A 24,707-nucleotide genomic window follows, 5' to 3' on the forward strand; every position below is an offset into this window, starting at 1 on the left:
ACGCATCCATCGCCGCATGGCCCGCACATTCCCGTAGGAGCGACGTAAGTCGCGAAACTAGCGAGTATCGGACAATCCGCCAACCTCGCGACTCACGTCGCTCCTACGGCGCATCGCGTATCAACGCAGATCCGCGATAACCACCTTGGCTGCGTTATGTCCAGGCGCTCCGGTGACTCCACCACCCGGATGCGTACCGGCTCCGCATAGATACAAGCCGGAGACGGCACCGCGATAATCCGCCTGCCCCACCATGGGCCGCGCGCTGAAAAGCTGATTGAGCGACAGCGCGCCATGGAAAATATCGCCGCCGATCAGACCGAAAGTGCGTTCGAGATCCATCGGCGTCAGCACTTGCCTTCCCAACACCGAGGCAGCGAAGCCCGGCGCGTATCTGTCGACCGTGGAGATCATCAGGTCAGCGACTTCGTCGCGATGATCGTCCCAGCTGCGGCCGTTGGACAGTTCGGGCTGCACCTGCTGGCAGAACAGGCTGGCAACGTGATGTCCGGAAGGCGCCAGCGTGCCGTCCAGCGTGGACGGAATCAGCATCTCGACGATCGGTTCCTTCGACCAGCCATTGGCGCGGGCATCCAGATAAGCGCGATCCATGTAATCCAGATCCGGCGCCATGATGATGCCGGCGGTGAGGTGATCGCCTTCGCCAGGCAACGCGGTGAAATCGGGCAGCCGCGACAGGGCCACGTTCATGCGCAACGTGCCGGAACCGCAACGCCAGTTGGCCATGCGCTCGCGGGTGGGCGCGGGCACTGCGGCCGGCGACATCAAACGCTCGTACAGCAGTTTCGGATTGACGTTGGCGACCACCGCACGCGCATGCAGGGTTTCACCGGACTCGGTGAGCACGCCTACGGCACGTCCGTGCTCGACCAGCACTTCGCGCACGCCCGCATCGGTGCGGATTTCCACGCCGGCGGCGACGGCCGCCTTCGCCATCGCCTGGGTGATCGCGCCCATGCCGCCGATCGCGTGACCCCACGCGCCCTTGACTCCGTTCACTTCGCCGAACACGTGATGCAGCAGCACGTAAGCCGAACCCGGCGTATACGGGCTGGCGTAGTTGCCGACGATACCGTCGAAGCCCAGCACGGCCTTGATCGGCGTGCTCTCGAACCAGCGGTCCAGGTACTCGCCTGCCGAGACGGTGAACAGGTCCAGCAATTCCTGGCGCAGAGTTTCGTCCAGCGCATGTAACCGTTTTCCCAGACGCCCGGCGCGCATCAGTTCGGGAAGCGCTTTCCACCAGCCGCCATCGGTCACGTTCGGCGGCGGCTGCAGGGCCAGCGCCCGCAGCACATCGGCGATGGCGTCCAGGCGGCGTTCGTATTCGGGCAGGCGCTCGGCGTCGCGACGTGAGAACTTGGCTACCTGCTCGAGCGTCTCGCCGCCTCCGGTCAGCAGGTAACGGCCGTCGGGCAACGGCAGGAAATTGCTGCGTTTGCGCTGCACGATCTCCAGCCCGTGCCCATGGAGGTCCAGGTCGGCGATGACCTTGGGCTGCAGCAGCGACACCGTGTAGGAGGCTACCGAATTGCGGAAACCGGGGTGGAATTCCTCGGTCACAGCCGCGCCGCCGACCACTTGCCTGCGTTCCAGCACGGTGACCTTCAACCCGGCCTTGGCGAGATACGCCGCGCAGACCAGGCCATTGTGGCCACCACCGACCAGCAAAACGTCGCATTTACCCGGCATCTTGGACATCCCCACCCTCCCCGGCTTGGAATAGCCGGCCGACAGGAATCATCCCCTGAAAACGGCCCGCATAACGCAGGTTCCTACGCGATCAGGCCACTTAATGCCAACTGGTTCACTTATAATTGTGGAAGTGGGGCATCGGCGACATGATGGGCATGCGGGTCAGTTTCGATATCGGCTATTCCATGCGGCGCCGTGCTGGCCTGCTGGGCGGACGCTGCGTGCTGTTGCTGTTGCTTGCGTGCAGTCCCCTGGCTTCGGCCGAAGACTGGAGCTACCGCATCCGCCCTGGCGACACGATCTGGGACTTGGCGGGCGAGTACCTCAAGCCCGGCATCCCCTGGCAGCGGCTGCAGGCGCACAACGGCATCTCCAACCCCTATCAGCTTCCCCCCGGCTCCACCGTGCGCTTTCCGCTTGCCTGGTTGCACCTGCAACCGGCGCGGGCGCGGGTGATCGCCGTACGCGGGCAGACCCTGGTCGACGGTATCGGAAACGGCAAGGCCGTTGCGGCGACCGAAGGCATGCAGTTGGGCGTCGGCGCCCTCTTGCGCACGGCGCGGGACGCGACGTTGACTCTTGAATTCGCCGACCACACGCGCCTGCTGCTGCAAGGCGGAAGCGAACTTCGCCTGGACCGCCTCAGCCAGTACGGCAAGAGCGGCATGGTCGATACCCGCTTGCGCTTGCAACGCGGCCGCATCACCAACAGCGTGACTCCCAGCAATGGCGCTTCCCCTGCCTTCATCGTGGACACGCCCAACGCCACCTCGGCGGTGCGCGGTACGCGCTTCCGGGTGAACGCGGAAGAATCGCGCACCCAAACCGAAGTGACCGAAGGCAGCGTCGCGGTCGGCGCGGGATCCCGCAATTCGCTGGTAAGGCATGGTTATGGCGCGGTAGTGGCCGTCGGACAGGCGACGCCGATCCGGGCCGTGCCGTTGTTGCCCGCGCCAGACCTTTCAAGCGTTCCCGCTACGTTGAACGGCGCGCGCGCCGAAGTGAAATGGCGTGCGCTGGAGCAAGCGCGGCGTTATCGCGTGCAAGCCAGCAATACGGCCACGTTCGATACGCTGCTGGCGGACCTGGAAACCACCGGCCCACTGGCCAACCTGCCCTTGCTGCAGGATGGGGTGTATTTCCTGCGCGTGCGTGCCATCGACGCGCAGGGACTGGAAGGCTACGACGCCACTACCCGTTTCGTCGCCGAAACGCTGCCCGAACCTCCTTTCGCGATCGCGCCCATCGCCGACAGTCTGGTTCGCGAAGTCCAGCCCGAGTTCCACTGGGCGGACGTCGCCGACGCGGCGGGCTACCGTTTCGAGCTGGCCGACAATGCCGGCTTCGAACGCCCGCTTTCCTTCCAGGAAAAGAGCACCCGCACGCGCGCACCGCAGGCCTTGGCGCCCGGCCGCTACTACTGGCGCATCGCCAGCGATGCCAGCAACGGCCGTCAAGGCCCGTATAGCGACTCCATCGCGTTCACCGTGCAGCCTTTGCCGGAAGCGGGCGAAATCGAGGACGAAACCGGCGACTCGCGCAGCGTGACCTTCCGCTGGCGCGCCGGGGAACCGGGTCAGCGCTATCGCTTCCAACTGTCGCGCTCGCCCGACTTCAAGCACGCGCGCATCGACCAGGTAGTGGACCAATCGCAGATCACGCTGCCCAGACTTCGTGCAGGCACCTGGTACCTGCGCGCGCAGGCCATCGGCAGCGACGGTTATGAGGCGCCCTTCCCGCCGGCGCAACGCGTGAACGTGCCGTGCGGCATCTGCAAGGGCGTCGCAGCGGGCGGCATGCTGTGGATCCTGCTGGCGCTATGAACGGGCCACGCGCCATCCGAAGCAGATCGCGCCTGCTCACCGCGCTGGCTGCGGCCTCGCTCGTGACCCTGCTGCATTTGTTCGCGGTGACCTGGCGTGCGGATGCGTGGATATACGACACGTTGACCCAAGCCTCTTCCCACGCCGCCGACGACCGCATCGTGATCGTGGCGATCGACGAAAAAAGCCTGACCGAGCTCGGGCGCTGGCCATGGTCGCGGCGCACGCACGCCGAACTGCTGGAACGCCTTGGCGATGCCGGCGTACGCGGCGTGGCCCTGAATATCCTGCTTTCGGAACCTGCCCTGTTCGACCCCGAAGGCGACGCGCTGCTGGCGCAGGCGCTGAACCGGAGCGGCAAGGTGGTGCTGCCGGTATACGCCGAAGCCGAACACCTCAACGGCCCTTCGGTGGAACTCATGCCCATTCCGGAGTTCGCCGCCGCTGCCGCTTCGCTGGGCCATGTCGACATGGTGCTGGACGGCGATGGCATGGCGCGCAGCATGTTCCTGCGCGCCGGTCTGGGCTCGCCGCACTGGCCTTCGCTGGCCTTGGCCCTGAGCCAGATCGGAAACCAGCCCAACCCCACAGCCGAACTGCCGGGACTGCGCGTAGCCGATCTGCAGGACGCGTCGCCGCACCGCTGGGTGCGCGATTACCAGGTGTTGATTCCGTACACGGATCCACCCGACGGCTTCCAAAGCGTCTCGTACGTGGACGTACTGAAAGGAAACGTGCCGACCTCGCTGCTGCGCGGGCGCTGGATACTGGTGGGCGTGACGGCCGCAGGCATGGGCGATGAACTGGCTGCGCCGGGTTGGCACGCCACGCAACCGCGCATGTCGGGGGTCGACTACCAGGCCAACGCGCTGAACATGCTGGTACGCGACGATGCGGTGGTGCCACTGTCGATAACCTGGCAGATCGGCCTGTCGATCCTGATGGTGATCCTGCCGCTGCTGCTGCTCGGGCTTCCCGGCCTGCAACGGACCTGGCGGCCGGTGCTGGTCGCGTTGCTCGCCGTACCGTTGCTGTCCTGGCTGCTGCTGCGATTCGGGCATGCGTGGTACCCACCCGTTCCCGCGCTGGCGGTATTGGGCTTGGGCGCCGTGTTGCTGGTTTTGCGCACACTGCGGCGGACGCGGTTGCAGGCCCAGTCCGATCCGCTTACCGGTCTGGCCAACCGCATCAAGTTCAATGAAGAACTCGAGCAGGAACTGCGCTCATCGCGACGCACCGGCCAGCCGCTTTCGCTGCTGTTGTTGGACGTGGACCACTTCAAGCGCTTGAACGACGGCTTGGGCCACCCCGCTGGCGACGAAGTCTTGCGCGCGCTGTCCACTATCCTGCGCGGCCGCGCGCGCCGTCCACGCGATCTGGTGGCACGGTTGGGCGGCGACGAGTTCGCCGTACTGCTGCCCGAAACCACGCCGCAGGCCGCCGCCGCCATCGCGACCACCATCCACGTGGATCTGGCCAACCTGTCCTCGCGCACCGGCAACCATATGCCTTTGCCGCCGTTCACGGCCAGCATCGGCATCCACACCACCCAGAGCGAAGAAGAAACCGCGGCGTACGTGTTCGAGCTTGCCGACAACGCGCTCTACCAGGCCAAGCAAGCCGGCCGCAACCGCAGCTTCAGCCATACCGGCGAACGGGGTTGCGCGCCGAGCTGAGGCATCAGCGAACGTTAGACCGGCAACACCATGCCCGGCCGCGCCAACCGCACCTGGATACCATCGCGTTCGCCGATCTCGCCCGCCAAAGCCTCGCGCGCCTTGTCTTCCCCATGCACCAGCACCAAGGGCGGATGCGCGGTAAAGCCGCCGTACCAGGCCATCAGGCCGCGCTGGTCGGTATGCGCGGACAGTCCGCCGATGGTGTGCCGCTTGGCATGCACCCGATAGTCGCGGCCATGGATACGCGCCCATTGGGCGCCGTCGACCAGACGCCTTCCCAGCGTGCCTTCGGCCTGGTAGCCGACGAATACCAGATGCGTACTGTCGCGGCCCAGATTGTGCTTGAGATGGTGGAGGATGCGTCCGCCATTGGCCATGCCGGAACCGGCGATGACGATCGCACCACCTTGCACCTCGTTGATGGCCATCGAATCCTGCGCGCTTTCGGCGATGTGCAGGTTGGGCAGTTGGAACGGGTTGAGCTTCTGTTTCCACACCGCTTGCGCATCGGCGTCGAACAGATCGGAATGACGGTCGTAGACCGAAACGACTTTCGCCGCCATCGGACTGTCCAGGAAGATCTTCCAGCGCGATAGCTGCCATTCCTCCCAATGCCGGGCGAACCAGTACAGCAGCTCCTGGCTGCGGCCCACCGCGAACGCGGGGATCAGCACGTTGCCGCCCTCTTGCCAGGCCTGGGCGAATATTTCGCCCAATTCATGGATGGTATCCAGTCGGTCGCGATGGTTGCGGTCGCCGTAAGTGGATTCCATCAGCACCATGTCGGCCTGCCCGATGATCTCGGGATCGCGCAGGATCGGCGTGCCGTTCGGGCCAAGATCGCCGGAGAACACAAGTTTCCTGCCGTCCGCCCACAGTTCGGTGATGGAAGAACCCAGGATATGCCCCGCATCCCGGAACGTTATCTCAACGCCCGGCAGGATCTCGCGGCGGGCGCCGTAGGGCATCGCCTGCACCTGGCGCATGGCCTGCTCCACGTCGGCGCGCGCATACAACGGCACCACTTCGGCCTCGCCGGGACGCAGCTTGCGGTTGGCGCGTTCGGCATCGGATTCGGCCAGCGACGCCGAATCCAGGAGCATCACCGGCATCAGCTCGCCGCCGGCTTGCTGGATGAAGATCGGCCCTGCGAAACCGCGCTTGACCAGCAGCGGCACGCGGCCGATATGGTCGATATGCGCGTGGCTGATCACCAGCGCGTCCAGCCGCGCCGGCTCGAACGGAAAAGGATCCGCGTTGCGCGCCTCGGCCTCGCGGCTGCCCTGCATCATTCCGCAGTCCAGCAGGATGCGCTTGCCGGCGGCCACCACCAGATGCATGGAGCCGGTGACCTCGCCTGCGGCGCCATGGAATTCGACCTGCATTGCCCGCTCCGGGTCAGGCACGCTTTTCGTGCCGCCCGAACCCTAGCACGCACTGGGTAAACCCTTGATGTGAAGGAATAATTATGACGGCTGCATGACCTTCGACACCCTCAGTGCGACGGCGGCAGGCGTAGAGTCCGCGCACGCCCCCACGCAGGGGGTTTTTCCTTATCTATGCCCCTCGGGGCCGGAGTAGTCTGTGATTCGTAAACCCCAGATCCTGTTGTTGTCCCTGGCCGTGAGCGTGGCCTTGGCCGCCTGCGGCAAGAAAGAAGAAGCCGCCACCCCGGCCGCCGGCACCACCCCGGCCACGACCACCGAACCGGTGGCGCTGAAGCTGGACGAATCCAAGCTGCCACCGGTCAACCGTTTCCTGGTCAGCGACCTGGATACCACCAAGAATGCCTGTGCCGACTTTGGCGGCTACGTGAACGGCAAATGGCTCGCCGCCAACGCCATTCCGGGCGACCGCACCAGTTGGGGCGCGTTCGAGATGCTGGATGAGCGCTCCACCGGCGTGCAGCACCAGTTGGCTGAGCAAGCCGCCGCCGACAAGAACGCCACCGGTGTGGAGAAGATCGTCGGCGACCTGTGGTCGACCGGCATGGACGAAGCCAAAGCCAACGCCCAGGGCATCGATCCGATCAAGGGCGAGTTGGCCGCCATCGACGCCCTCAACGACAAGGACGCGATCGTCGCCTACATCCAGAGCAACGCAGCCAAGGGCCAGAACGGCCTGTTCGGCTTCGGCGCCGAAGCCGATTTCAAGAACTCCGCGGTCAACATGGCCTACGCCTCGCAAGGCGGCCTGGGCTTGCCGGACAAGGAGTACTACATCGCGGCCAGCAACAAGGACAAACTGCAGGCTTACGAGCGCCACATCGCCAAGGTGCTGGAGTTGTCCGGCATACCCGCGGCCGATGCGGCGGCCCAGGCCAAGACCGTGATCGCATTCGAAACGCGTCTGGCCAAAGCCTCCAAGTCCAGCGAAGAGCTGTCGCGCGACGTCTCGCTGTACTACAACCCGGTCACCCTGGCCGATGCCGACAAGTTGACCCCGAATTTCTCCTGGAGCAAATTCTTCGAATCGCAGGGCGTGGCGCCGCAGGAGAAATTCTCGCTGGCCATTCCGGCTTTCCATCAGGAAGTCAGCAAGATGCTAGGCGATACCGCGCCGGCGACGTGGCGCAATTACCTGCGCTTCCACACCATCGACAGCGCCTCGCCGTACCTGAGCGACGCCTTCGCCAACGAGAACTTCGATTTCTACGCCAAGACATTGCGCGGCCAGAAGGAAATCAAGCAACGCTGGAAGCGCGTGCTCGACACCATCGAAAGCCAGGCCGGCGAAGCGCTGGGCCAGATGTATGTCAAGGTCGCCTTCCCCGCCGAATCCAAGGCCAAGATGGAGACGCTGGTGGCCAATCTGCGCACCGCATTGAAGGCGCGCATCGAAAACCTGACCTGGATGAGCGACGAAACCAAGAAGAAGGCCATCGCCAAGTGGGAAACCTTCACACCCAAGATCGGCTACCCCGACAAATGGCGCGAATGGACCGGCCTGTCGACCAATCGCGACAGCTATATCGGCAACGTAATCGCCGCCACCGAGTTCAACTACAAATGGAACTTGAGCAAGATCGGCAAGCCGGTGGATAAAACCGAATGGGGCATGAGCCCGCAAACGGTCAACGCCTACTACAACCCGCTGCAGAACGAGATCGTGTTCCCCGCCGCCATCCTGCAGCCGCCGTTCTTCGACGCCAACGCGACCGATGAAATGAACTACGGTGGCATCGGCGCGGTGATCGGCCACGAAATGACCCACGGTTACGACGATCAGGGCGCGCGTTTCGGGCCGACCGGCAATTTCGAGAACTGGTGGTCCGACGCCGACGCCAAGGGCTTTTCGGGCCTGACCGACAAACTCGTCAACCAGTTCAATGGTTACGACGCTGGCGGCACCAAGGTCAACGGCAAGCTGACTCTGGGCGAGAACATCGCCGACCTGGGCGGCATCGCCACGGCCTACGACGCGATGAAGAAGGCCACCGACGGCACGCCGGATCCTAAAACCGACGGGCTGACCCGCGATCAGCGCTTCTTCCTGAACTGGGCCACCGTGTGGCGCCGCAACTTCACCCCGGAAGAACTGACCGTGCGCCTGAAGACCGACCCGCATGCGCCGGCCAACTTCCGCGCCATCGGCGCCCCGTCCAACATGCCCGCGTTCGCCGCTGCGTTCTCGTGCAAGGCCGGCGACCCGATGGTACGTGCGGACGATCAGAAGGTCGTTATCTGGTAAGTACCACCGCTCCACGCAAGACCCGAAGGCCCGGCATAGTCCGGGCCTTCGTTTTTGCGGGGGTTGTTCATGGGCACGGCGCCGGCGCTTGCTAGAATCCCCGGCATTCACCGACACGGAAATCCCTGATGCAGCCACTGCGCGACGCCCTCAGCAAGCCCACCCTGCTCGCCCTTGCCCTGATCCTGGCGCTCGGCGCCAACGAAGCCCAGGCGGCCAAGAAGAAGAAAGCGCCCAGGGCGCCGGCCGTGAGCGCCGAATGCACCGACTTCTACGCCAGCGCGAATGCGGCCTGGCTCAAGGCCAATCCGCTGCCTGCAGGGACCGCCTCGCTGACCGCGTTGGGACAGTTGATCGAACGCAGCCAGCTGCAGCAGCGCCAGCTGCTGGATGCCTCGATGCAGTCGCCGCAGGGCAATGTGCAGAAGCTGCTGGGCGATTTCTGGGCCAGCGGCCTGGATGAGGCGGCCGTGGAAGCCGACGGCGCTAAACCCATCGCCCCGCTGCTGGACCGCATCAACGGCATCAAGAAGTCCAAGGACGTGCCCGCGGCCATTGCAGCACTGCACCAGATCGGCATCCCGGTGGCCTTCAACTTCAGTCCGGATGTGGACCTGAAGGCATTGGACCGCCACATCGGCTATTTCTCGCAAGGCGGCCTGGGCCTGCCCGACCCGGCCTACTACACCCGCAGCGATGCGGAAACCCGCGAACTGCTGGGCCGCTACAAGAACTACGTGAAGCAGATCCTAGCCCTGACCGGGACCAAGGCCGACAAGCTGGATGCCGAAGCCAATGCCGTGATCGACCTGGAAACGCGTATCGCGCGCGTGTCCAAACCGCTGCAGGAACTGCGCAACCCGCTGTCCAACTACCTGCCCACGCCCACCAAGGATCTGGGCAAGCGCTATCGCAACCTGCAGCTGGATGCCTTCCTCAAGGCGCAGGGGGTCAGCGACGACACCGTATCGATGGTCAACCCGGCATTGTTCGCCGAACTCAACACCCTGGTCGGCACGCTCAAACCCGACCAATGGAAGACCTACCTGCGCTTCCAGGTCGGCAACGCCATGGCGCCCTACCTGGCCAAGTCTTACCGGGACGCCAGCTTTGAATTCCGCGGCCGCGTGTTGAAGGGAGAGGCGGCGCCCGCGCCGCGCTGGCAGCAGGTGTTGGATGCCATCAACACCGCCGCCGGTCCGATGCTGGGCCGCGAATACGCCGGCCGCTATCTACCCGCCGCCAGCAAGAGCAAGGCCGAAGCGATCGCCCAGAACGTGCGCGACGCGTTGGCCCGCGGCATCGAACGCAACGCATGGATGAGCGCATCGGCAAAAGCCGAGGCCAAATCCAAGATCGATAAATTGAAGATCGAGATCGGCACCCCGCGCCGCGATCTGGACTACAGCGTGCAGCCGATGGGCCGCGGCAGTTTCGGCGGCAATATCCTCATCGCTTCCACCTGGCGCCACCGCGAAGAAATGAAGCGCATCGGCAAGGGCAACGCCGACCGCCGCTGGGACGTGCTGCCGCAGCAGCCGGCGCTGGCCTACGACCTGGCCCAGAATCGCCTGATCGTGACGGCGGCGGTGCTGCAACCTCCTGTTTTCGATGTGAACCGCGGCGATTCGGCGCTGTTCGGATCCTACGGCGCGCTGGTCGGGCACGAACTCAGCCGCGGCTTCGATATCCGCGGCCGCATGGTCGACGCCGGCGGCGAACTGCGCGACTGGTGGACGCCCGCCGACGTGACCGCGTGGAATGCGATCGGCGCACGCGTGGCGGCGCAATACAACGGCTATGCGTATCCGGACGTGGCCAACGGCAAGGTCAACGGCACCCTGACCCTGGACGAGAATCTGGCCGACCTGGCCGGCGTGGAACTGGCCTGGGACGCGTTCACCGACGCCCAGCTTGCGCCGAATCTGGGCGCCAAGCAGACCCTGTTCCGCAGCTGGTCGGAACTGTGGGCGCAGCGCATTTCGCCTACCGAAGCAGCGCAGCGCATTGCCACCGACGTGCATGCGCCCGGCCAATGGCGCAGCAACGGACCGCTGGTCAACCAACTGGCGTTCGGCGAAACCTTCAGCTGCAAAGCCGGTCAGCCGATGCGCCGTAGCGAAGCGGAGCAGATCAAGATCTGGCGTTGAAGGATTGTCAATCGCACAAGGAAAAAGGCGCAGATATCCGCGCCTTTTTTGTGTGGCGGCGAACAGCGGTCATCCGTCCGCAAATGCGAGACGCAATGCCGGCAGCGATTCGAGGAAGTCCCGCGCATCGAAGGCCTCACCGGGCGCAACGACTCCGTTGGCTTTGCCGCGTCCATCGCCGATGCGCTGTATCGCCTCCACCACCAGCGGCGCGGTGATCGCATAAATATCGCGCCCGAGCGCCAGCGCGCGACGCGTCTGGCCGCCTCTGCGCACTCTCGTTTCGATCGCGAAGGTCTGCGCCGAGCGTCCATGCGCATCGGCAGGCGCTGGCGGCGGCGTGTGCGGATCGCGCAGATCTTTCAGCGGAGCGAGATTCAGGTACGAATGCACTTCGGCGCTGCGCACGTGGCGCGAGAGAGTGACGATCTCGGAGAACGGCAACGCGATCATGTCCTGCGTACCGAATGGCGCCGGGAACGTCCATTGCCTCGATGGCGGCGGATCGGCCAGCGGCTCCAGCTTTCCGCCGGCGACCACCAGGCGCCGATAATGGTTGCGCGCGCCGGTCAGACGGGTGCCGGCGGTAGGATGCCAACTGTCCAATGCGACCGCGGTCTCTATGGCCTCCGCATCCGGCCAGTCGCCCAGCGCAGCGGTCGCCAGCAGATCGGCCAGACCGCCGTAGAACGCCATTGCGGGAATGACGGTCACTGCCGCTGTCTTCGCCGCACCGGAAAAGCGCTCGAAGACCTCCAGAACGGCCTGTTGCTCTGCACTCACATCCAGATAGTGGATGCGCGCACGCAACGCGGCTTCGATCATCGGCGTCCCTGAGTCCAGGAAGGGTCCGGCGCAATTGATGACTCCCATCGCGCCAGCGAGCGCTCGATCCAGCGAAGCCGGATCTTCGACCGATGCCAGTCGTCTTTCCAGACCGGGAAACGCGTCGCCCAGAGCGGCCAGCTTGCCTGCATCGCGGCCGGACAGGACCGGAATCCAGCCGCGCTCAAGCAACTCCGCCACGACGAAACGTCCGGTATGCCCATATGCGCCGTACACCACGACAGTACGATCAGTGCTCATCGCGAACCTCTTCCGTTAGTGGGCACCCAGGCGTTCCATAGCTGCCGTGCTTCCTCGGCAATCACGTCCGGACGTTCTTCCGGCCAAAATAGTTTGCTGCCTTTGAGCAACCTCACTCCGCGCGAATGGCCGAAGTCATGGTCGAGCCGCCTGGGACTTTCCGCCGAGAAAATCGTGTCGCCCATGCCCCAGACGATCCGCGTCGGCACCTTGCAGCGCCTGAGGTCCGGACCGATGCCGGCCAGCGCGTTGCCCTCCAGCGCGACAGCATAGGCATGCGCATTGTCGGTACGCTGCTGTGTGCTGAGCAGCGGTCCGAAATAGGTATCGATCGCCTCATCGGTGGGCTGCGTGGGGTCGGCATAACACATTCCGCCAATGCCCTCGGACGAACGCGCCAGCGCTCTGTCGGCATGCCACCGGCCTAGCCATTCGCTCACGAATTTGCCTTCCTTGGCCAACTCGATCACCGGCAACAGCGCCGGCGGCGGGCTGTCGTATTCGGTGTCGCAGTTGGTCAGCAAGAGCGTGCGCACGCGGTCGCGGTGCCGCGCCGCCAACAGTTGCGCAACCGCGCCGCCGCTGTCGTTGGCGACCACATCGACACTGGACACCGACAACGCATCCAGCAAGGCCAGCAACATCTCGACCTGGGCTTCGGGCACGCAACTCTGACCCTCGGCTACCTGCGTATAGCCCATACCGAGGAAATCCGGCGCGATGCAACGCCGGTACGGCGACAGGCGATCCAGAGCTCCGCGCCATTGGAAACCGTTGAGCGGAAATCCGTGCAGAAACAAGGCGGCCGGCCCGGAGCTGCGTTCGACATAAGCGATGTTCCCGAACCGGGTCGCCGCATAGCGTCGCGCGCGATGGAAAGCGGCCGCGTCCAATGCGGCGCCTCCCGGCGCGACCTCACTGGCCATTCGCGAGGCGCATCCAGCCAGCATGCCCGAGACGGCCACTCCCGCGGATGCGGCGAGGAAGCTTCTGCGGTCCATGTTCAAGCTTCCCTTGCCAGTGGTTCGCGCAGGTCCGTCTGCGATGCCGGATTCGCGTCCCAGTGCGCACGCACGTCGCGATTGAAATCCCGCCAGCGTTCTTCGGGAAAGAAGATGCGCGCACCCTCGAATTCCACGCGCCATTTGGTCCCGGGAATGGCTTGGGCCAACCAGTGCGACCACTCCACGGGAAAGTAGATGTCGTCGGTGCCCCAGGCGATGAAGGTCGGCGCCCGTACCTGCCGCAGCTTGTCTTCGATAGCGAGCGTATGACGGCAATCGAATGCGTTGACGAAACGCTCCAGATCGCGCGTCCGTTGCGGCGAGGCCAGGAATGGCCGCAGATAGGTTTCGATGGTGTCGTCCGATACTCTCTCCGGATGTTCGTAAGCCGGGCCGAGCGCCTGTTCGGAGCGGTACACCGCCTTGTCGTCGAGCATCGCCTTGAGCGTGTCCGCCAGTCCGCCCGCCGCCACCATCTCCACGAACGGCTTGAAGGCATCGGGCGGCCAGTTGTCGTGGGCATCGCAATTGCTCAGCACCAGGCTGCGCAGGCGCGACGGATACAGGGCCGCGAAGATCTGGCAGATGCCGCCGCCGCTGTCGTTGCCGACCAGATCGACCTGGTCGATGCCCAGCGCATCCAGGAACTGCGCCAGCATGTGCGCATTCGCCGTCACCGAGACGTCCTGGCCGGCATCGATCTGCGTATGTCCGTGTGCAAGCAGGTCCGGCGCGATGCAGCGGCGCACGTCGCTCAGTTCCGCCAGTTGCTGGCGCCACAGGTATCCATTGAGCAACACGCCATGTACGAACAGGGCCACCGGACCACTGCCCTGTTCGACGTAACTGATGCGTCCGGAGGGCGTGACGGCCGACTTGCGCGCCTTGAAATAACTCTTGCCGTCCATCACGCCCGCGCCCCGGCGTCGCGCAGCTTCTCGGCGCACTCCTCGCAGCACACCTCGACGGCGCGGCCGCCGATGGTGACGGTGATGGCATTCTCGTCCAGCTCGCAATCGCAAGCGGCGCAGGTTTTCTCGCTCATGACACTCTCCAATGCACGCCCGCCAATCGGGCATGCGTAGGAGACCACCGGGGCGCAAAGCGGGCTGTCGAAATCTTTAGCTGTTTGCCGGCGACAGCGGATTCGCCGATCCGTCGGCCAACGGGGCGCCTAGGCGCTCTTGGTGGAGGCCGCGTGTTTGAACTCGGTCGGCGAGCGGCCGTAGGCCTGCTTGAACGCGGCGGCGAAGTGGCTGTGGCTGGAAAAACCCAGGTCCTGGGCCAGGGCCGACATATCCTGGTAATCCATGACCCGGTCCAGCGCGCGCGCCAGGCGCAAACGCAGGTGGTAGCGGTACAGCGGCACGCCCTCGACCTGCTGGAAAGCCTGGGTCAGGTAAACCGCGGAGCCGCCGATCTCGGCGGCGATTTCGGCAAGGCTCCAGCGCCGGGTCAGGTCGCTCGCCAGCAGCACCTTGGCCCTGTCGACCAAGCGTTGCCGCGCGTGCGTTGCTCCGGTGGAGCGCGTCGTGCGCGGCCCCAGGCTGCGGCAGACCAGGGTCAGCGCCAGGCTCTCGGCTTCCAACGGTTCGATGCTGCCCTTGCTCAGGCTGTGCCGCAGCAAAGCGACCAGCGCCTGCGCACGTGGATCGATGCGCAGCGATTGCCCGCGGAACTTGAATTCGTCGTCCTTGGCGGCCAATGTGGCCGGCGCAAGTTCGCGCAGCAGCGGCTGCGACACCGCCAGCACCAGACTGTCGTCGCCGCCGGTCACCGGATGGCTGACCTGATAGCCCTCGGTGGCGTTGAAGAACAGCACATGGTTGGCATCGGCCACCGATTGGTCGCTGCCGACATGACGCATGTAGACGCCGCGGTACGGGAACACCAGATGGGTCGCGGCAGCGCATTCCTCCGCGCTGCGATGGCGGCAGACGCCCGAACAATGCACGTCCTTCACCGCGACGATGCCGGTGTCGAGCAGGCCATTGATCTCGAAATCGGGCATGGGGGTGCACGACGCAGTCCAGTAGCGACGTCGTTAGCCTACCGGATACGCGAATGGATTGTCTGGACGGCGGGCCCGTGCCGCTTCAACGCCTATGGCTAGCGGCACAGATCACCTGTAAGGCGGGCAATACCCACCCTACGGTTCCGATCAGCGCACGATCCGCGGCCCCGGAGGCCGGCGTTTATTGAACGGCGGCTGCCCGCGCCAATAGCGGATCAGCAGCCAGCCGAACAGCATGCCGCCCAGGTGCGCGAAGTGCGCCACCCCAGGCTGCCATCCGGTGAACCCCAACATCAGTTCGATGGCGCCGTACACGATCACCAGGGTGCGCGCCTTCATGGGAATCGGCGGGAACAGCAGCATGACACGCTGGTTGGGGAACAACATGCCATAGGCCAACAGCACGCCGAATACCCCGCCCGATGCGCCGACCGTGGGATACGGAACGCCGCCCTGAGAAACCGTCCACCAGCCCACTATCAGCTGCAGCACGCCTGCTCCGGCGACGCACACCAGGAAATAGGTCAGGAAACGCCGGTTGCCCCAGGTGTATTCCAGCGGCGCGCCGAACATGTACAGCGCCAGCATGTTGAAAAGCAGATGCGGAAACCCGCCATGCATGAAGCCATAGGTCAGCAACTGCCAGGGTTTGAATTCGTAAGCGGCCGAGAAAAGATCCAGGCCATTGGGGCCTATCGGCCACAGCATCATCGAAGCCAGAGCTTGATCGCCCAAAAACTGCTGCAACAGGAATACCACGACGTTGGCGATGATCAGCGCCTGCGTAACCGGGGGAATTCTGGGGAACATGACGTTTCTCGGAGTGCCTGGCGCGTATCATACCGGCATGCCTTCCCTGCCCGCGGCGGTCCTGCGCGACCCGGCCGCGCTCGCCGAGGGCCTGGACCAACACGGCGCTTGCCTGCTGTTGGGGTTTCCCAACGCATCGGCCACCTTGGCCCTGCGCAGCGCGTTGAGGTTGCTCCAGGCGGACGGCAATCTGCGCGCAGCGGAAGTGGGGCACGGCCGCAGCCACCAACTGCGCATCGCCATCCGTGGGGACGACACGCGATGGATGGACGCCGACTCGGGCGCTGCGGCCACGGCTTATCTCTCTGCGCTGCGCAGCTTGCGCGTGGCGATGAACCGGCGTCTGTTTCTGGGCATGGAAGAAGAGGAAGCGCAATTCGCCTGCTATCCGGCCGGCGCTTCCTACCATCGCCATAGCGACCAGTTCCAGGACAGCGATACGCGGGTGTTGTCGATGGTCAGCTATCTCAACGACGACTGGCTGCCCGAGCACGGCGGCGCGCTTCGTTTGTACCTGCCGCAGGGAACCATCGACGTATTGCCGCATGCGGGCACCAGCGTGGCCTTCCTGAGCGGCATCGAGCACGAAGTACTGCCTGCGACCCGCGAACGCTTGAGCGTGGCGGCGTGGCTACGCAAACGCGCCGGATAACGATGATTTGTCAGGGAAAAAACCCGTTCGTGGTGAGCCTGTCGAACCACGCCTTTTGCATTGAAATTCAGGAGCGGGGCTCGGAAGTATTCCACCAAGAGTGCGGTTCGACAGGCTCACCACGAACGCTTCGAAGGGGTTTCCTGTCAGCCGGGCGGACCCCACACCTGCTCGTCCATCGTGCGCGCCGCCTTGAGCCCGCGCACGCGTCCCTTGACCACCATCACGCCTTCGGCACGAAGGCGCTGGCATTGTTCCCGGTACCCTTGCGAACCTTCCGGCAATGCGATCCGTCCATCCGACCGCAATACGCGGTGCCAGGGAAGCTTCGGGTCCGTGTTCTCGCTGAGCACCTTCGCGGCAAGACGCGCCCGACCCGGCAATCCGGCGCGATGCGCGACCTCGCCATAGCCGGCCACCTGCCCGCGCGGAATCGCGCGGATGGCGGCGAGGATGCGTTCGACGGGAGACTTGTCGGCCATGAGGCTTTAGCATAGCCGCCGCGATGCAAAGGAGCACGACATGCAGAATTTCGAGCAGATCCGCAGCCATCTGACCAAGTCCGGCTACAAGGTCACCATGCACGAGCCGTACGTGGCCTGCGTGGAGCTGTCGCTGGACAACGGCAACCGCCACCAGGCGATCTTCGTTTCGGAACTGGGCAACGACGACGAGCGCGGCTACCTGCGCGTCAGCACCGTGATCGCGCCGATCACCGGCGTGGATGCGCGGCGCGCACTGGGTTTCAACTGGCAGAGCAGCGTGGGTTACCTGGCCATCGGCGATCTGGACGGCGTGCCCTATCTGCAACTGTGCGAGAACCGCCCCTACGAAGGCCTCAGCCCCGCCGAAGTGGACCGCATGGTGCTGGAGATCGGCGGCCTGGGCGACAGCATGGAACGCGCGCTGTCGGCGGAAGGCGATTTGCTGTAGAGATTTTCCTTCTCCCAAAGGGAGAAGGGAAAACTGTCAGGCCCAGCCCACCGACTCGACCAGCTTGAACAAGCCATAGGCGATGCCGCCGGCCGCCGGAATGGTGAGTATCCAGGCCCATACGATGCGCTCGATCACGCCGAGCTTGAGCTTGCGCGGGTTCTTGGCGAAACCCACGCCCATGATGGCGGTCGAAATGCTGTGCGTAGTGGAGACCGGCATGCCGAAGTGCGCGGCCGTGACCAGGATCGTCGCCGAGGCGGTCTCGGCCGCGAAACCGTCGATGGTCTGCAGCTTGACCATCTTGTGGCCCAGCGTCTTGATGATGCGCCAGCCGCCGGCGGCGGTGCCCGCGGCCATGACCAGGGCGCAGGTAGCGATCACCCAGCTATCGATGTCGTCCTTGCCCCCGTCCGGATGCAGGAACGCCAGCCACGTAGGCAGGTCGTCCAGGATGCCGGAAGCCTGGGCGCCGAAGATCGACAGCGCGATGATGCCCATCGTCTTCTGCGCGTCCTGGCGGCCGTGGGCGAAACCCATGTAGGCGGCCGATACCAACTGCGCCTTGCCGAAAAAAGCGTTGACCCAGCGGGGTTTGGCCATGCGCGCAAGCGGGCCGCCCGCTTTCATCATTCCCGCAACGATCAGATACAGCAGGGAGATGATGGCCACGCCTAGCAGGAATCCAGCCAGCGGCGAGGTGACCATGGGGAACACCACTTTCCACAGCAGACCCTTGTTGCTGCTCCAGTCACCATCGCCCGCCTTGGACCAGATGAGCGCGGCCCAATTGTTCTGCGAAGCGGCCAGTGCGGCGCCGCACAGTCCGCCTATCAGCGCGTGCGAAGAAGAAGACGGCAATCCGCGCCACCAGGTGATCAGGTTCCAGATGATCGCGCCGAGCAGCGTGCAGATGAGCACCTGCGAGGTCACGTGGACCACATCGGTGTCGACCAGACCCGAGGCGATGGTCTTGGCGACCGCGGTGCCCATGAACGCGCCGATGAGATTGGTGCTGGCGGCCAGGATGATGGCCTGGCCCGGCGTCAGCACCTTGGTGGCCACCACCGTGGCGATGGAGTTGGCGGTGTCGTGGAAGCCGTTGATGAACTCGAAGACGAGCGCAGTCAGGATCACGACCAGGACCAGGGTCAGCATCGGGCGCGGTCCTAGCTGTTCTTCAGCACGATCTGGTACGCCGCCACGCCGGCTTCCCGGCAGCGGTCGATGGCCTTCTCCAGGATCTCGAAGAACTCTTTCAGCAGGAACATCTGCAGGTTGTCCAGACGGCCCGAATAGATGTCGCGGTACAGCTCCAGCATCAGCCGGTCGGCCTCGTTCTCCAGCGCGCGCAGTTTCTCGTTGAGCGCGGTCATGCGGTCGATGTTCATCTTCTGCAGGTCATGGACCATTTCCACCACCACCGAGGCGGCCTGCTCCAGCATCGCCGCGCGCGGCGCGAAATCGATGCCTTCCAGGTGCTTGGTCGCCAGGGAATAGCGGTCGGCGAATTTCTCGACCTGCTTGGGAATCTTGTACAGCGCCGACCCCAGCGCTTCGATGTCCTCGCGCTCGATCGGGGTGATGAAGCTGTCCACCAGCGCCTTGCCGATCTTGTCCGAAGCCGCGCGCTCGCGCTGGCGGGCCAGCTTGAAGGCGTCCAGCGCCGGCTGCCGGTCGGCAGTCTTCATCATGCTGTGCAGGGCCTTGGTACTGTCGTAGGCGGCCTGCGCCGAGTCGTCCAGCAGGGTATAGAACTGCTGGCCGGAGCCGAAAATGGTCTGCAGCGAAAACATCGGTAGCGCACCCCGCCGTCACGGGAGGGACGGCAACCGGCGCGAATTATGACCGTTTCATGACCGTCTGTGGCGGTCCGGCAGCACCGGAACGGTGCGATGCAACCCGGTGAAGACCCATTACCGCAGCCACCTGGGCGGGTTTGCTAGAATCCGCCCCGCGCCCAGGCGCACTTTATGGAAGACGACCCTACCTCCCCCATTCGCGCAGGCCGTATCCCGGCCTTGGGCGGCCCCGCACAAGCCAGCCCAGGCGAGGACCGCCCGCGTGCTTGAACTGCTGATCGTCGTCGCCCTGATCATCCTCAACGCCTTCTTCGCCCTGTCGGAGATGGCGCTGATGACCTCGCGCAAACTGCGTCTCAAGCAGATGGCGCAGGAAAGCCGCGGTGCGCGGGTGGCTCTGGCCTTGGCCGAGCATCCCGACAACCTGTTGTCGACGGTGCAGATAGGCATTACCGGCATCGGCGTGCTGGCCGGCGTTTTCGGCGGCGACGCCATCGGCGCGATCATCGCCAGCTGGCTGGTCGGAATGTGGCCCAATGCCCACGAGTATGCGGCCCCGATCGGCATCGGCACGGCCGTGACCCTGATCACCGCCAGCTCGGTCATCTTCGGCGAACTGATTCCCAAGCGCCTGGCTTTGACCAATGCCGAGGCCATCGCCGCGGTAGTGGCCATCCCGCTGGATTGGCTGTCGCGCATCGCCCGACCCGTCGTGTTCGTGCTGGGTGCCATCAACCGTCTGGTATTGCGCATGCTCGGCATCCGCGACGGCGACCGCAACGCGGTCAGCGAAGAAGAAATCCGCCTGCTGGTCAGCGAAGGCCACGCCCAGGGCGTGATCGACGTGGACGAGCGCAACATGGTCAATCGCGTGTTGCGCCTGGGCGACCGTACCGCCGACAGCCTGATGACGCCGCGCAAGAAGATCGTGTGGCTGGACCAGGCCGCTTCCTACGACAGCAATATCGACACCATGCGCCAGTCGCAGTTCTCGCGCTTCCCGGTGTACCGCGGCAACGACCAGGACGTGGTCGGGATCCTGGAAGTGAAAACGCTGCTCGACCGTTTCGCTGAGCGTTCTCCGGAAATCTTCCAGAACCTGCGCGAACCGCTGTTCGTATCCGAATCCACCCACGCGATGAAGCTGCTGGAAATACTGCGCGAAGAACAGCAGTCGCTGGCCCTGGTAGTGGACGAATACGGCGAGATCCAGGGTCTGGTCACGCTGAGCGACCTGATGGGCGCGGTGGTCGGCCGCCTGCAGGCCTCGGAGAACAGCGACGAAGACGCGCTGGTGGTCACCCGCAGCGACGGCTCGCTGCTGGTCGACGGCTCGCTGCCCAACGACGATTTGCGCGAGCTGCTGGGCGGCGTGGCGCTGCCCGATGGCGACGAGGCCGACTACAACACCATCGCCGGCCTGGTGATCGAACAGTTCGGGCGCATCCCGCACGTCGGCGAATATCTGGATTGGGCCGGCTGGCGCATCGAAGTCGTGGATCTGGACGGCGCGCGCATCGACAAGCTGCTGGTGCAGAAGCTGCCGGAACAAGACGATGACCAAACCAGCGCCTGATTCCGGCCCTGCGCCGGCAACGGGCGACAATGCGCATGTCAGCACGCGTGCGGTGCTGGACGAATTCGCATCCGGCGATCCCGACGACCACCTGAGGCTGGGCGACCTTCTTTCGGGATTGCGGCAAACCGCCTTCGGCATGCTGCTGTTCGTGGCGGTGCTGCCCGCCTTCATCCCCATTCCCGGCGTGGCCGGCGCCATCAGCGGTCCATTGGTCGTGCTGATCGGCGCGCAGCTGCTGTTCTGCCTGCGCAAGCCGTGGCTTCCCGGTTTCCTGGCCAGGCGTGGTCCCTACCGGCGCTCGATGGTGCGCTTCCGCGACAGGATGGCGCGCTGGCTGGGCTGGCTGGAAAAAGTGGTGCGTCCGCGCATGGAAAGCGTGTTGGACCACCCGATCGCCAGCGCTTTCACCGGCCTGCTGCTGGTGCTGCTGGGCCTGCTGCTGGCTTTACCGATTCCCTTCACCAACTACGTGTTCGGCGTGCTGCTGTTGCTATTCGTGTTCGCGTTGCTGGAACGCGACGGCGCCTTGATGCTGGTCGCCTGGCTGGCCGGGGCCATCGCGGTGGTGATATTCGGTTTCGTGTCCGGCAATCTGGTGCAGATGCTGATCACCCTGGTCGACGGTTGGTTCTGACGTAGGTCGGGGCTACGTCCCCGACACTCGCAATGCTTGCCATATGCGGATCCGTCTTCGCTTCGTTGTGCCGAGGGTCGGGGACGTAGCCCCGACCTACGTCAGATCAGGAGATGCGCGAACTCGGCGGCGCTCATCGGATGGCCCAGCCAGTAACCCTGCGCCAGATCGCAACCGCGGTCGCGCAGGATGTCGAACTGCGCTTCCTTCTCCACCCCTTCGGCCACCACCGTGATGCCCAGCGAATGCGCCATGGCGATGATGGCCGTGGTCAGCGCCAGATCGTCGGGATCGCGCTGCATGTCGGCGATGAAGCTGCGATCGATCTTCACCCCGTCCACCGGTACGCGGCGCAGGTGGCTGAGCCCGGAGAAACCGGTGCCGAAATCGTCCAGCCACACCTTCACCCCGGTGCGGTGCAGCTTCGCCAGCAAGGCGCTGGCATGGGCCTCGTCGCCGATCACTGCGGTTTCGGTCAATTCCAGGTGCAGGCGCGAGGCCGGCAGGCCGGTATCGCGCAGGGATGAGGCGACCTCCTCCGGCAGATCGCCGCTGCGCAGCTGCCGCGGAGAGACGTTGACCGCCACGAACGGTGCCTCCTCCGAATCGCTATGCGCGTTCCAATGCGCAGCGGCGGCGCAGGCGGCGCGCAGCACGCGCGGACCGATGGTTTCGATCAACCCGCTTTGCTCGGCCACATCGATGAAGACCGAAGGGGCGACCGCTCCCATCTCCGGATGCTGCCAGCGCAGCAGCGCCTCGGCGCCGACGATGCGGTGGTCCATCAAACGGTAGATCGGCTGATAGACCAAGCTCAGTTCGCCGCGCTCCCACGCGCCCCGCAGCTCCTGCTCCATGTGCACGCGGCGCTCCACCGCCTGATCCATGGCCCGGCTGTAGAAGCGGTAGCAGTTCTTGCCGGCGACCTTGGCCTGGTACATGGCGATGTCGCCGTTCTTCATCAGCGAAGTGGCGCCGGAAGCATCTTCGGGGAACAGAGTGATGCCGATGGACGTGCCCAGGAAAACCTGCCGGCCTTCCACCACCAACGGCTGTCCGAGTTCTTTCACCAGCGCCTCTGCCAACTGCGTGGCCGAAGCACGCACGTCGCCGTTCTGGATCAGGATCACGAATTCGTCGCCGCCGAAGCGCGCCAGCAGCGAATCGTCGCCGCCCATGCGTTCCACCGCGTCGCGGATGCGGTTGGCGAATTGCACCAGCACATCGTCTCCCGCTTCGTGCCCCAGGGTGTCGTTGACGCGCTTGAAGTCGTCGATATCGGCGAACAGCAACGCCAGCTGGCGGCCGGCGCCGCGCAACATCATCAGGCGATGGTCCAGGCTTTCCCGGAATGCGAGACGGTTGGTCAGCCCGGTCAACGCATCGGTATAGGCCATGCGGCGCACATCGCGGTCGTGGCGGGCGATGCTGTCGTTCATGCTGCTGAAAGCGCGCACCAGCTCGCCGACCTCGTCCTTGCGATCGCTGGACAACCGTTCCGCATCGTAGTTGCCCACGCCGATGGCGTGCGCGGCTTCGGCCAGCTGCCTGATCGGTTTGACCAGCGTGCGCTGCGCATACCAGGCGATCCCCACGCAGACCGCGGCCAACGCCGCCAGCAGCAATACGATCCAACCCATATGCCGGCGGCCCAACTCGACCAGGCGGCTGTTGAGATTGTTGGCCGCGCGTTCTTCGCTGGCGCGTATTTCGGCCAGCGAATAGCCCACCCGCACGCCTCCCAGGCGCTCATTGCCGATGCTGATGCCTTCGGACACATCCACCACCTGCCGCGACCATTGGGTCAGCAGGCGATCGGAAGAAACCGCCGCATGGGCCAGTGGATCGGTCATCGGCTGCCCGTAGGCGGAGATATCGTAGGAGCCGTCGTGGACGATGTTGCCGCGCGCGTCGTACACCAGCACATAAGCCACATCGGGCTGGCGGGCAGCCGCGCGCACCGTGGTGCCGATAGCATCCAGGTCGGAAAAATACAGCGGGTTGGTCAAGGAATCGGCCAATTGCTCCACCATGGCTTCGCCGCGGCGGTTGAGCGCGTCGGCGGCCATGCTCTGCATGGCTTCGCGACCTAGCACGTCCACTTCCCGCTGCATCATCGCCTGCCGCTGCAGCAGCACCGCGATCAATGCGAACACCACCGCCAGGGTGATGCCCATGGCCACCAGGAACCGCGCCTGCAACCCGAAACGCAGACTCACTCGACTTGCTCGCGCACACGAACGGCGCCGTCGAGCAGGCGATCGAGACCTTGCTGCGAGACCGCGTCGACCGGCATGAAGCGCGTGGTGCGGAAGAACAGCGCCATGGCTTCGCGCGCGTCCGGATCGTTGGCCGCCTGCAGCAACACTTCGCGCAGGCGCGCCTCCACTTTGGGATCCAGGTCGCCGCGCACCATCTCCAGCGCGCGCGGATAGTCCGGGGTCTGGTAGATGACCTTCATGTCGGAGCGGAACGCCGCTGGCATCCGCCGGTCGTCTTCCCAATCCAGGCTGCTGAATACGCCGGCATCGACAAGGCGTTTATGCACCCAAGCCGCGATGTTGAGCTCCGAGCGCGCGAAAACGTAGCCCACCGAATCCGGCGTGGGCCTGTCCATCGGCGACAGCAGGATCTCCATGTGCAGACCGTGCTCCACCAAGGTCGATGCGGGAACGATATAGGAACTGGTGGAAGCGGTGCTCTGGAAGGCGATGCTGCGGCCCTTCAGGTCGGCCAGCGAATCGATGCCGCTGTCCTTGCGCGCGAAGAACACCGAGTGGTAGCGGCTCACCCCGCCGCGCTCGGTCAGCAGCAGCGGTTTGGCACCGGCGCGCTTTTGCAATTGCATGGCGGTACCGGCGGTTTCGGTGACCCAGTCCACGCGCCCGCGGCGCAGGTAGCTGGTCATCTGCTGGGCGTCGCGCGCCATCAGGATACGGCCTCCGGTGATGCCTACATCGCGCATGCGCGGCACTACATAGTCCAGCAGCGGTTTGAGCTGCTCGTAGTGGGCCTTGGGATCGTCGCTTATGCGGCCGATGACCAGCACGTTGCCGCTGTCGGAAGGGGGCGGCGATGCCGGCGCTGCCGACACTACCGTCATGGGCGCCTGCAGCAGCAGGAGGGCAAGACCAA

At 64.9% G+C, this 24,707-nt stretch carries 21 protein-coding genes; 8 read left to right on the forward strand and 13 right to left on the reverse strand.

Annotation, left to right across the window (positions count from 1 at the left end; genetic code table 11):
- Positions 1-120: 120 nt before the first annotated feature.
- The gene (locus tag BLR66_RS06225; RefSeq protein WP_176943777.1) at positions 121-1,722 is read right to left on the reverse strand and encodes a phytoene desaturase family protein; all 1,602 of its coding nucleotides are present in this window, start codon (positions 1,720-1,722) and stop codon (positions 121-123) included.
- A gap of 116 nt (positions 1,723-1,838) precedes the next feature.
- Here BLR66_RS06225 and BLR66_RS06230 point away from each other — a divergent pair, with 116 nt between their 5' ends.
- Together BLR66_RS06230 and BLR66_RS06235 are read left to right on the forward strand one after the other, a co-directional pair.
- Positions 1,839-3,539 carry a FecR domain-containing protein gene (locus BLR66_RS06230; protein ID WP_143014569.1) on the forward strand — a complete coding sequence of 567 codons (1,701 nt, stop codon included), beginning with the start codon at positions 1,839-1,841 and terminating at the stop codon, positions 3,537-3,539.
- Positions 3,536-5,215 carry a CHASE2 domain-containing protein gene (locus tag BLR66_RS06235; RefSeq protein ID WP_093281443.1) on the forward strand — a complete coding sequence of 560 codons (1,680 nt, stop codon included), beginning with the start codon at positions 3,536-3,538 and terminating at the stop codon, positions 5,213-5,215. The genes BLR66_RS06230 and BLR66_RS06235 overlap by 4 nt, the downstream gene beginning before the upstream one ends.
- Positions 5,216-5,229: 14 nt before the next feature.
- Here BLR66_RS06235 and BLR66_RS06240 read toward each other — a convergent pair whose 3' ends face one another.
- Positions 5,230-6,603, reverse strand: coding sequence for an MBL fold metallo-hydrolase (locus BLR66_RS06240; RefSeq protein ID WP_093281448.1), 1,374 nt, complete (start codon positions 6,601-6,603; stop codon positions 5,230-5,232).
- 220 nt (positions 6,604-6,823) lie between these two features.
- Between BLR66_RS06240 and BLR66_RS06245 the strand changes: the two genes are divergently transcribed.
- Both BLR66_RS06245 and BLR66_RS06250 read left to right on the forward strand, forming a co-directional pair.
- The gene (locus BLR66_RS06245) at positions 6,824-8,908 is read left to right on the forward strand and encodes a M13 family metallopeptidase (RefSeq protein WP_093284439.1); all 2,085 of its coding nucleotides are present in this window, start codon (positions 6,824-6,826) and stop codon (positions 8,906-8,908) included.
- Between the two features lie 128 nt (positions 8,909-9,036).
- The gene (locus BLR66_RS06250; RefSeq protein ID WP_093281452.1) at positions 9,037-11,058 is read left to right on the forward strand and encodes a M13 family metallopeptidase; all 2,022 of its coding nucleotides are present in this window, start codon (positions 9,037-9,039) and stop codon (positions 11,056-11,058) included.
- Positions 11,059-11,127: 69 nt separating this feature from the next.
- On the opposite strand, the gene BLR66_RS06255 is transcribed toward BLR66_RS06250, so the two are convergent.
- The 6 genes from BLR66_RS06255 to BLR66_RS06275 all read right to left on the reverse strand — a co-directional run bounded on the left by BLR66_RS06255 (position 11,128) and on the right by BLR66_RS06275 (position 15,972).
- Complete coding sequence (locus BLR66_RS06255) at positions 11,128-12,144, reverse strand: saccharopine dehydrogenase family protein (protein WP_093281455.1); 1,017 nt, start codon at positions 12,142-12,144, stop codon at positions 11,128-11,130.
- On the reverse strand, positions 12,141-13,145 hold the full coding sequence (locus BLR66_RS06260) for an alpha/beta fold hydrolase (RefSeq protein ID WP_093281458.1): 1,005 nt from the start codon (positions 13,143-13,145) through the stop codon (positions 12,141-12,143). The genes BLR66_RS06255 and BLR66_RS06260 overlap by 4 nt, the downstream gene beginning before the upstream one ends.
- A 2-nt stretch (positions 13,146-13,147) precedes the next feature.
- Positions 13,148-14,056 carry an alpha/beta fold hydrolase gene (locus tag BLR66_RS06265; RefSeq protein ID WP_093281462.1) on the reverse strand — a complete coding sequence of 303 codons (909 nt, stop codon included), beginning with the start codon at positions 14,054-14,056 and terminating at the stop codon, positions 13,148-13,150.
- The gene (locus BLR66_RS19165) at positions 14,056-14,193 is read right to left on the reverse strand and encodes a hypothetical protein (protein WP_176943778.1); all 138 of its coding nucleotides are present in this window, start codon (positions 14,191-14,193) and stop codon (positions 14,056-14,058) included. The genes BLR66_RS06265 and BLR66_RS19165 overlap by 1 nt, the downstream gene beginning before the upstream one ends.
- A gap of 129 nt (positions 14,194-14,322) precedes the next feature.
- Positions 14,323-15,159: a helix-turn-helix transcriptional regulator gene (locus tag BLR66_RS06270; RefSeq protein WP_093281466.1), complete on the reverse strand. Its 837-nt coding sequence runs from the start codon at positions 15,157-15,159 to the stop codon at positions 14,323-14,325.
- 150 nt (positions 15,160-15,309) lie between these two features.
- On the reverse strand, positions 15,310-15,972 hold the full coding sequence (locus tag BLR66_RS06275; protein WP_093281470.1) for a rhomboid family intramembrane serine protease: 663 nt from the start codon (positions 15,970-15,972) through the stop codon (positions 15,310-15,312).
- Between the two features lie 37 nt (positions 15,973-16,009).
- On the opposite strand from BLR66_RS06275, the gene BLR66_RS06280 reads away from it, so the two are divergent.
- Positions 16,010-16,624, forward strand: a complete 615-nt coding sequence (locus BLR66_RS06280; RefSeq protein ID WP_176943779.1) for a 2OG-Fe(II) oxygenase — start codon at positions 16,010-16,012, stop codon at positions 16,622-16,624.
- A 146-nt stretch (positions 16,625-16,770) separates the two neighbouring features.
- Here BLR66_RS06280 and BLR66_RS06285 read toward each other — a convergent pair whose 3' ends face one another.
- Positions 16,771-17,106: an MGMT family protein gene (locus BLR66_RS06285; protein ID WP_093281477.1), complete on the reverse strand. Its 336-nt coding sequence runs from the start codon at positions 17,104-17,106 to the stop codon at positions 16,771-16,773.
- 40 nt (positions 17,107-17,146) lie between these two features.
- On the opposite strand from BLR66_RS06285, the gene BLR66_RS06290 reads away from it, so the two are divergent.
- Positions 17,147-17,557, forward strand: a complete 411-nt coding sequence (locus BLR66_RS06290) for a type III secretion system chaperone family protein (protein WP_093281480.1) — start codon at positions 17,147-17,149, stop codon at positions 17,555-17,557.
- Between the two features lie 36 nt (positions 17,558-17,593).
- On the opposite strand, the gene BLR66_RS06295 is transcribed toward BLR66_RS06290, so the two are convergent.
- Together BLR66_RS06295 and BLR66_RS06300 are read right to left on the reverse strand one after the other, a co-directional pair.
- Positions 17,594-18,715: an inorganic phosphate transporter gene (locus tag BLR66_RS06295; protein ID WP_093281489.1), complete on the reverse strand. Its 1,122-nt coding sequence runs from the start codon at positions 18,713-18,715 to the stop codon at positions 17,594-17,596.
- 11 nt (positions 18,716-18,726) lie between these two features.
- Entirely contained in the window at positions 18,727-19,353 is a 627-nt protein-coding gene (locus BLR66_RS06300; protein ID WP_093281496.1) for a DUF47 domain-containing protein, read from the reverse strand.
- A 268-nt stretch (positions 19,354-19,621) separates the two neighbouring features.
- Here BLR66_RS06300 and BLR66_RS06305 point away from each other — a divergent pair, with 268 nt between their 5' ends.
- Positions 19,622-20,935: a hemolysin family protein gene (locus tag BLR66_RS06305; protein ID WP_093281501.1), complete on the forward strand. Its 1,314-nt coding sequence runs from the start codon at positions 19,622-19,624 to the stop codon at positions 20,933-20,935.
- Entirely contained in the window at positions 20,916-21,572 is a 657-nt protein-coding gene (locus BLR66_RS06310) for an exopolysaccharide biosynthesis protein (RefSeq protein ID WP_093281506.1), read from the forward strand. Before BLR66_RS06305 ends, BLR66_RS06310 begins: the two co-directional genes overlap by 20 nt.
- A gap of 101 nt (positions 21,573-21,673) precedes the next feature.
- On the opposite strand, the gene BLR66_RS06315 is transcribed toward BLR66_RS06310, so the two are convergent.
- Together BLR66_RS06315 and BLR66_RS06320 are read right to left on the reverse strand one after the other, a co-directional pair.
- On the reverse strand, positions 21,674-23,749 hold the full coding sequence (locus BLR66_RS06315; RefSeq protein ID WP_093284443.1) for a putative bifunctional diguanylate cyclase/phosphodiesterase: 2,076 nt from the start codon (positions 23,747-23,749) through the stop codon (positions 21,674-21,676).
- A 38-nt stretch (positions 23,750-23,787) separates the two neighbouring features.
- On the reverse strand, positions 23,788-24,675 hold the full coding sequence (locus tag BLR66_RS06320; protein WP_093281516.1) for a phosphate/phosphite/phosphonate ABC transporter substrate-binding protein: 888 nt from the start codon (positions 24,673-24,675) through the stop codon (positions 23,788-23,790).
- Positions 24,676-24,707: the final 32 nt, after the last annotated feature.

Origin of the sequence: Pseudoxanthomonas sp. CF125 (assembly GCF_900104085.1) — a bacterium.
In the GTDB taxonomy this organism is placed as follows: Bacteria; Pseudomonadota; Gammaproteobacteria; order Xanthomonadales; family Xanthomonadaceae; genus Pseudoxanthomonas_A.

Bases quoted from the DNA above. Each gene is read 5' to 3' on its own strand.
- BLR66_RS06225 (WP_176943777.1), bottom strand. From the start codon at position 1,722: ATGTCCAAGATGCCGGGTAAATGCGACGTTTTGCTGGTCGGTGGTGGC.
- BLR66_RS06235 (WP_093281443.1), top strand. From the start codon at position 3,536: ATGAACGGGCCACGCGCCATCCGAAGCAGATCGCGCCTGCTCACCGCG.
- BLR66_RS06240 (WP_093281448.1), bottom strand. From the start codon at position 6,603: ATGCAGGTCGAATTCCATGGCGCCGCAGGCGAGGTCACCGGCTCCATG.
- BLR66_RS06250 (WP_093281452.1), top strand. From the start codon at position 9,037: ATGCAGCCACTGCGCGACGCCCTCAGCAAGCCCACCCTGCTCGCCCTT.
- BLR66_RS06255 (WP_093281455.1), bottom strand. From the start codon at position 12,144: ATGAGCACTGATCGTACTGTCGTGGTGTACGGCGCATATGGGCATACC.
- BLR66_RS06260 (WP_093281458.1), bottom strand. From the start codon at position 13,145: ATGGACCGCAGAAGCTTCCTCGCCGCATCCGCGGGAGTGGCCGTCTCG.
- BLR66_RS06265 (WP_093281462.1), bottom strand. From the start codon at position 14,056: ATGGACGGCAAGAGTTATTTCAAGGCGCGCAAGTCGGCCGTCACGCCC.
- BLR66_RS19165 (WP_176943778.1), bottom strand. From the start codon at position 14,193: ATGAGCGAGAAAACCTGCGCCGCTTGCGATTGCGAGCTGGACGAGAAT.
- BLR66_RS06270 (WP_093281466.1), bottom strand. From the start codon at position 15,159: ATGCCCGATTTCGAGATCAATGGCCTGCTCGACACCGGCATCGTCGCG.
- BLR66_RS06275 (WP_093281470.1), bottom strand. From the start codon at position 15,972: ATGTTCCCCAGAATTCCCCCGGTTACGCAGGCGCTGATCATCGCCAAC.
- BLR66_RS06280 (WP_176943779.1), top strand. From the start codon at position 16,010: ATGCCTTCCCTGCCCGCGGCGGTCCTGCGCGACCCGGCCGCGCTCGCC.
- BLR66_RS06285 (WP_093281477.1), bottom strand. From the start codon at position 17,106: ATGGCCGACAAGTCTCCCGTCGAACGCATCCTCGCCGCCATCCGCGCG.
- BLR66_RS06290 (WP_093281480.1), top strand. From the start codon at position 17,147: ATGCAGAATTTCGAGCAGATCCGCAGCCATCTGACCAAGTCCGGCTAC.
- BLR66_RS06295 (WP_093281489.1), bottom strand. From the start codon at position 18,715: ATGCTGACCCTGGTCCTGGTCGTGATCCTGACTGCGCTCGTCTTCGAG.
- BLR66_RS06300 (WP_093281496.1), bottom strand. From the start codon at position 19,353: ATGTTTTCGCTGCAGACCATTTTCGGCTCCGGCCAGCAGTTCTATACC.
- BLR66_RS06310 (WP_093281506.1), top strand. From the start codon at position 20,916: ATGACCAAACCAGCGCCTGATTCCGGCCCTGCGCCGGCAACGGGCGAC.
- BLR66_RS06315 (WP_093284443.1), bottom strand. From the start codon at position 23,749: ATGGGCATCACCCTGGCGGTGGTGTTCGCATTGATCGCGGTGCTGCTG.
- BLR66_RS06320 (WP_093281516.1), bottom strand. From the start codon at position 24,675: ATGACGGTAGTGTCGGCAGCGCCGGCATCGCCGCCCCCTTCCGACAGC.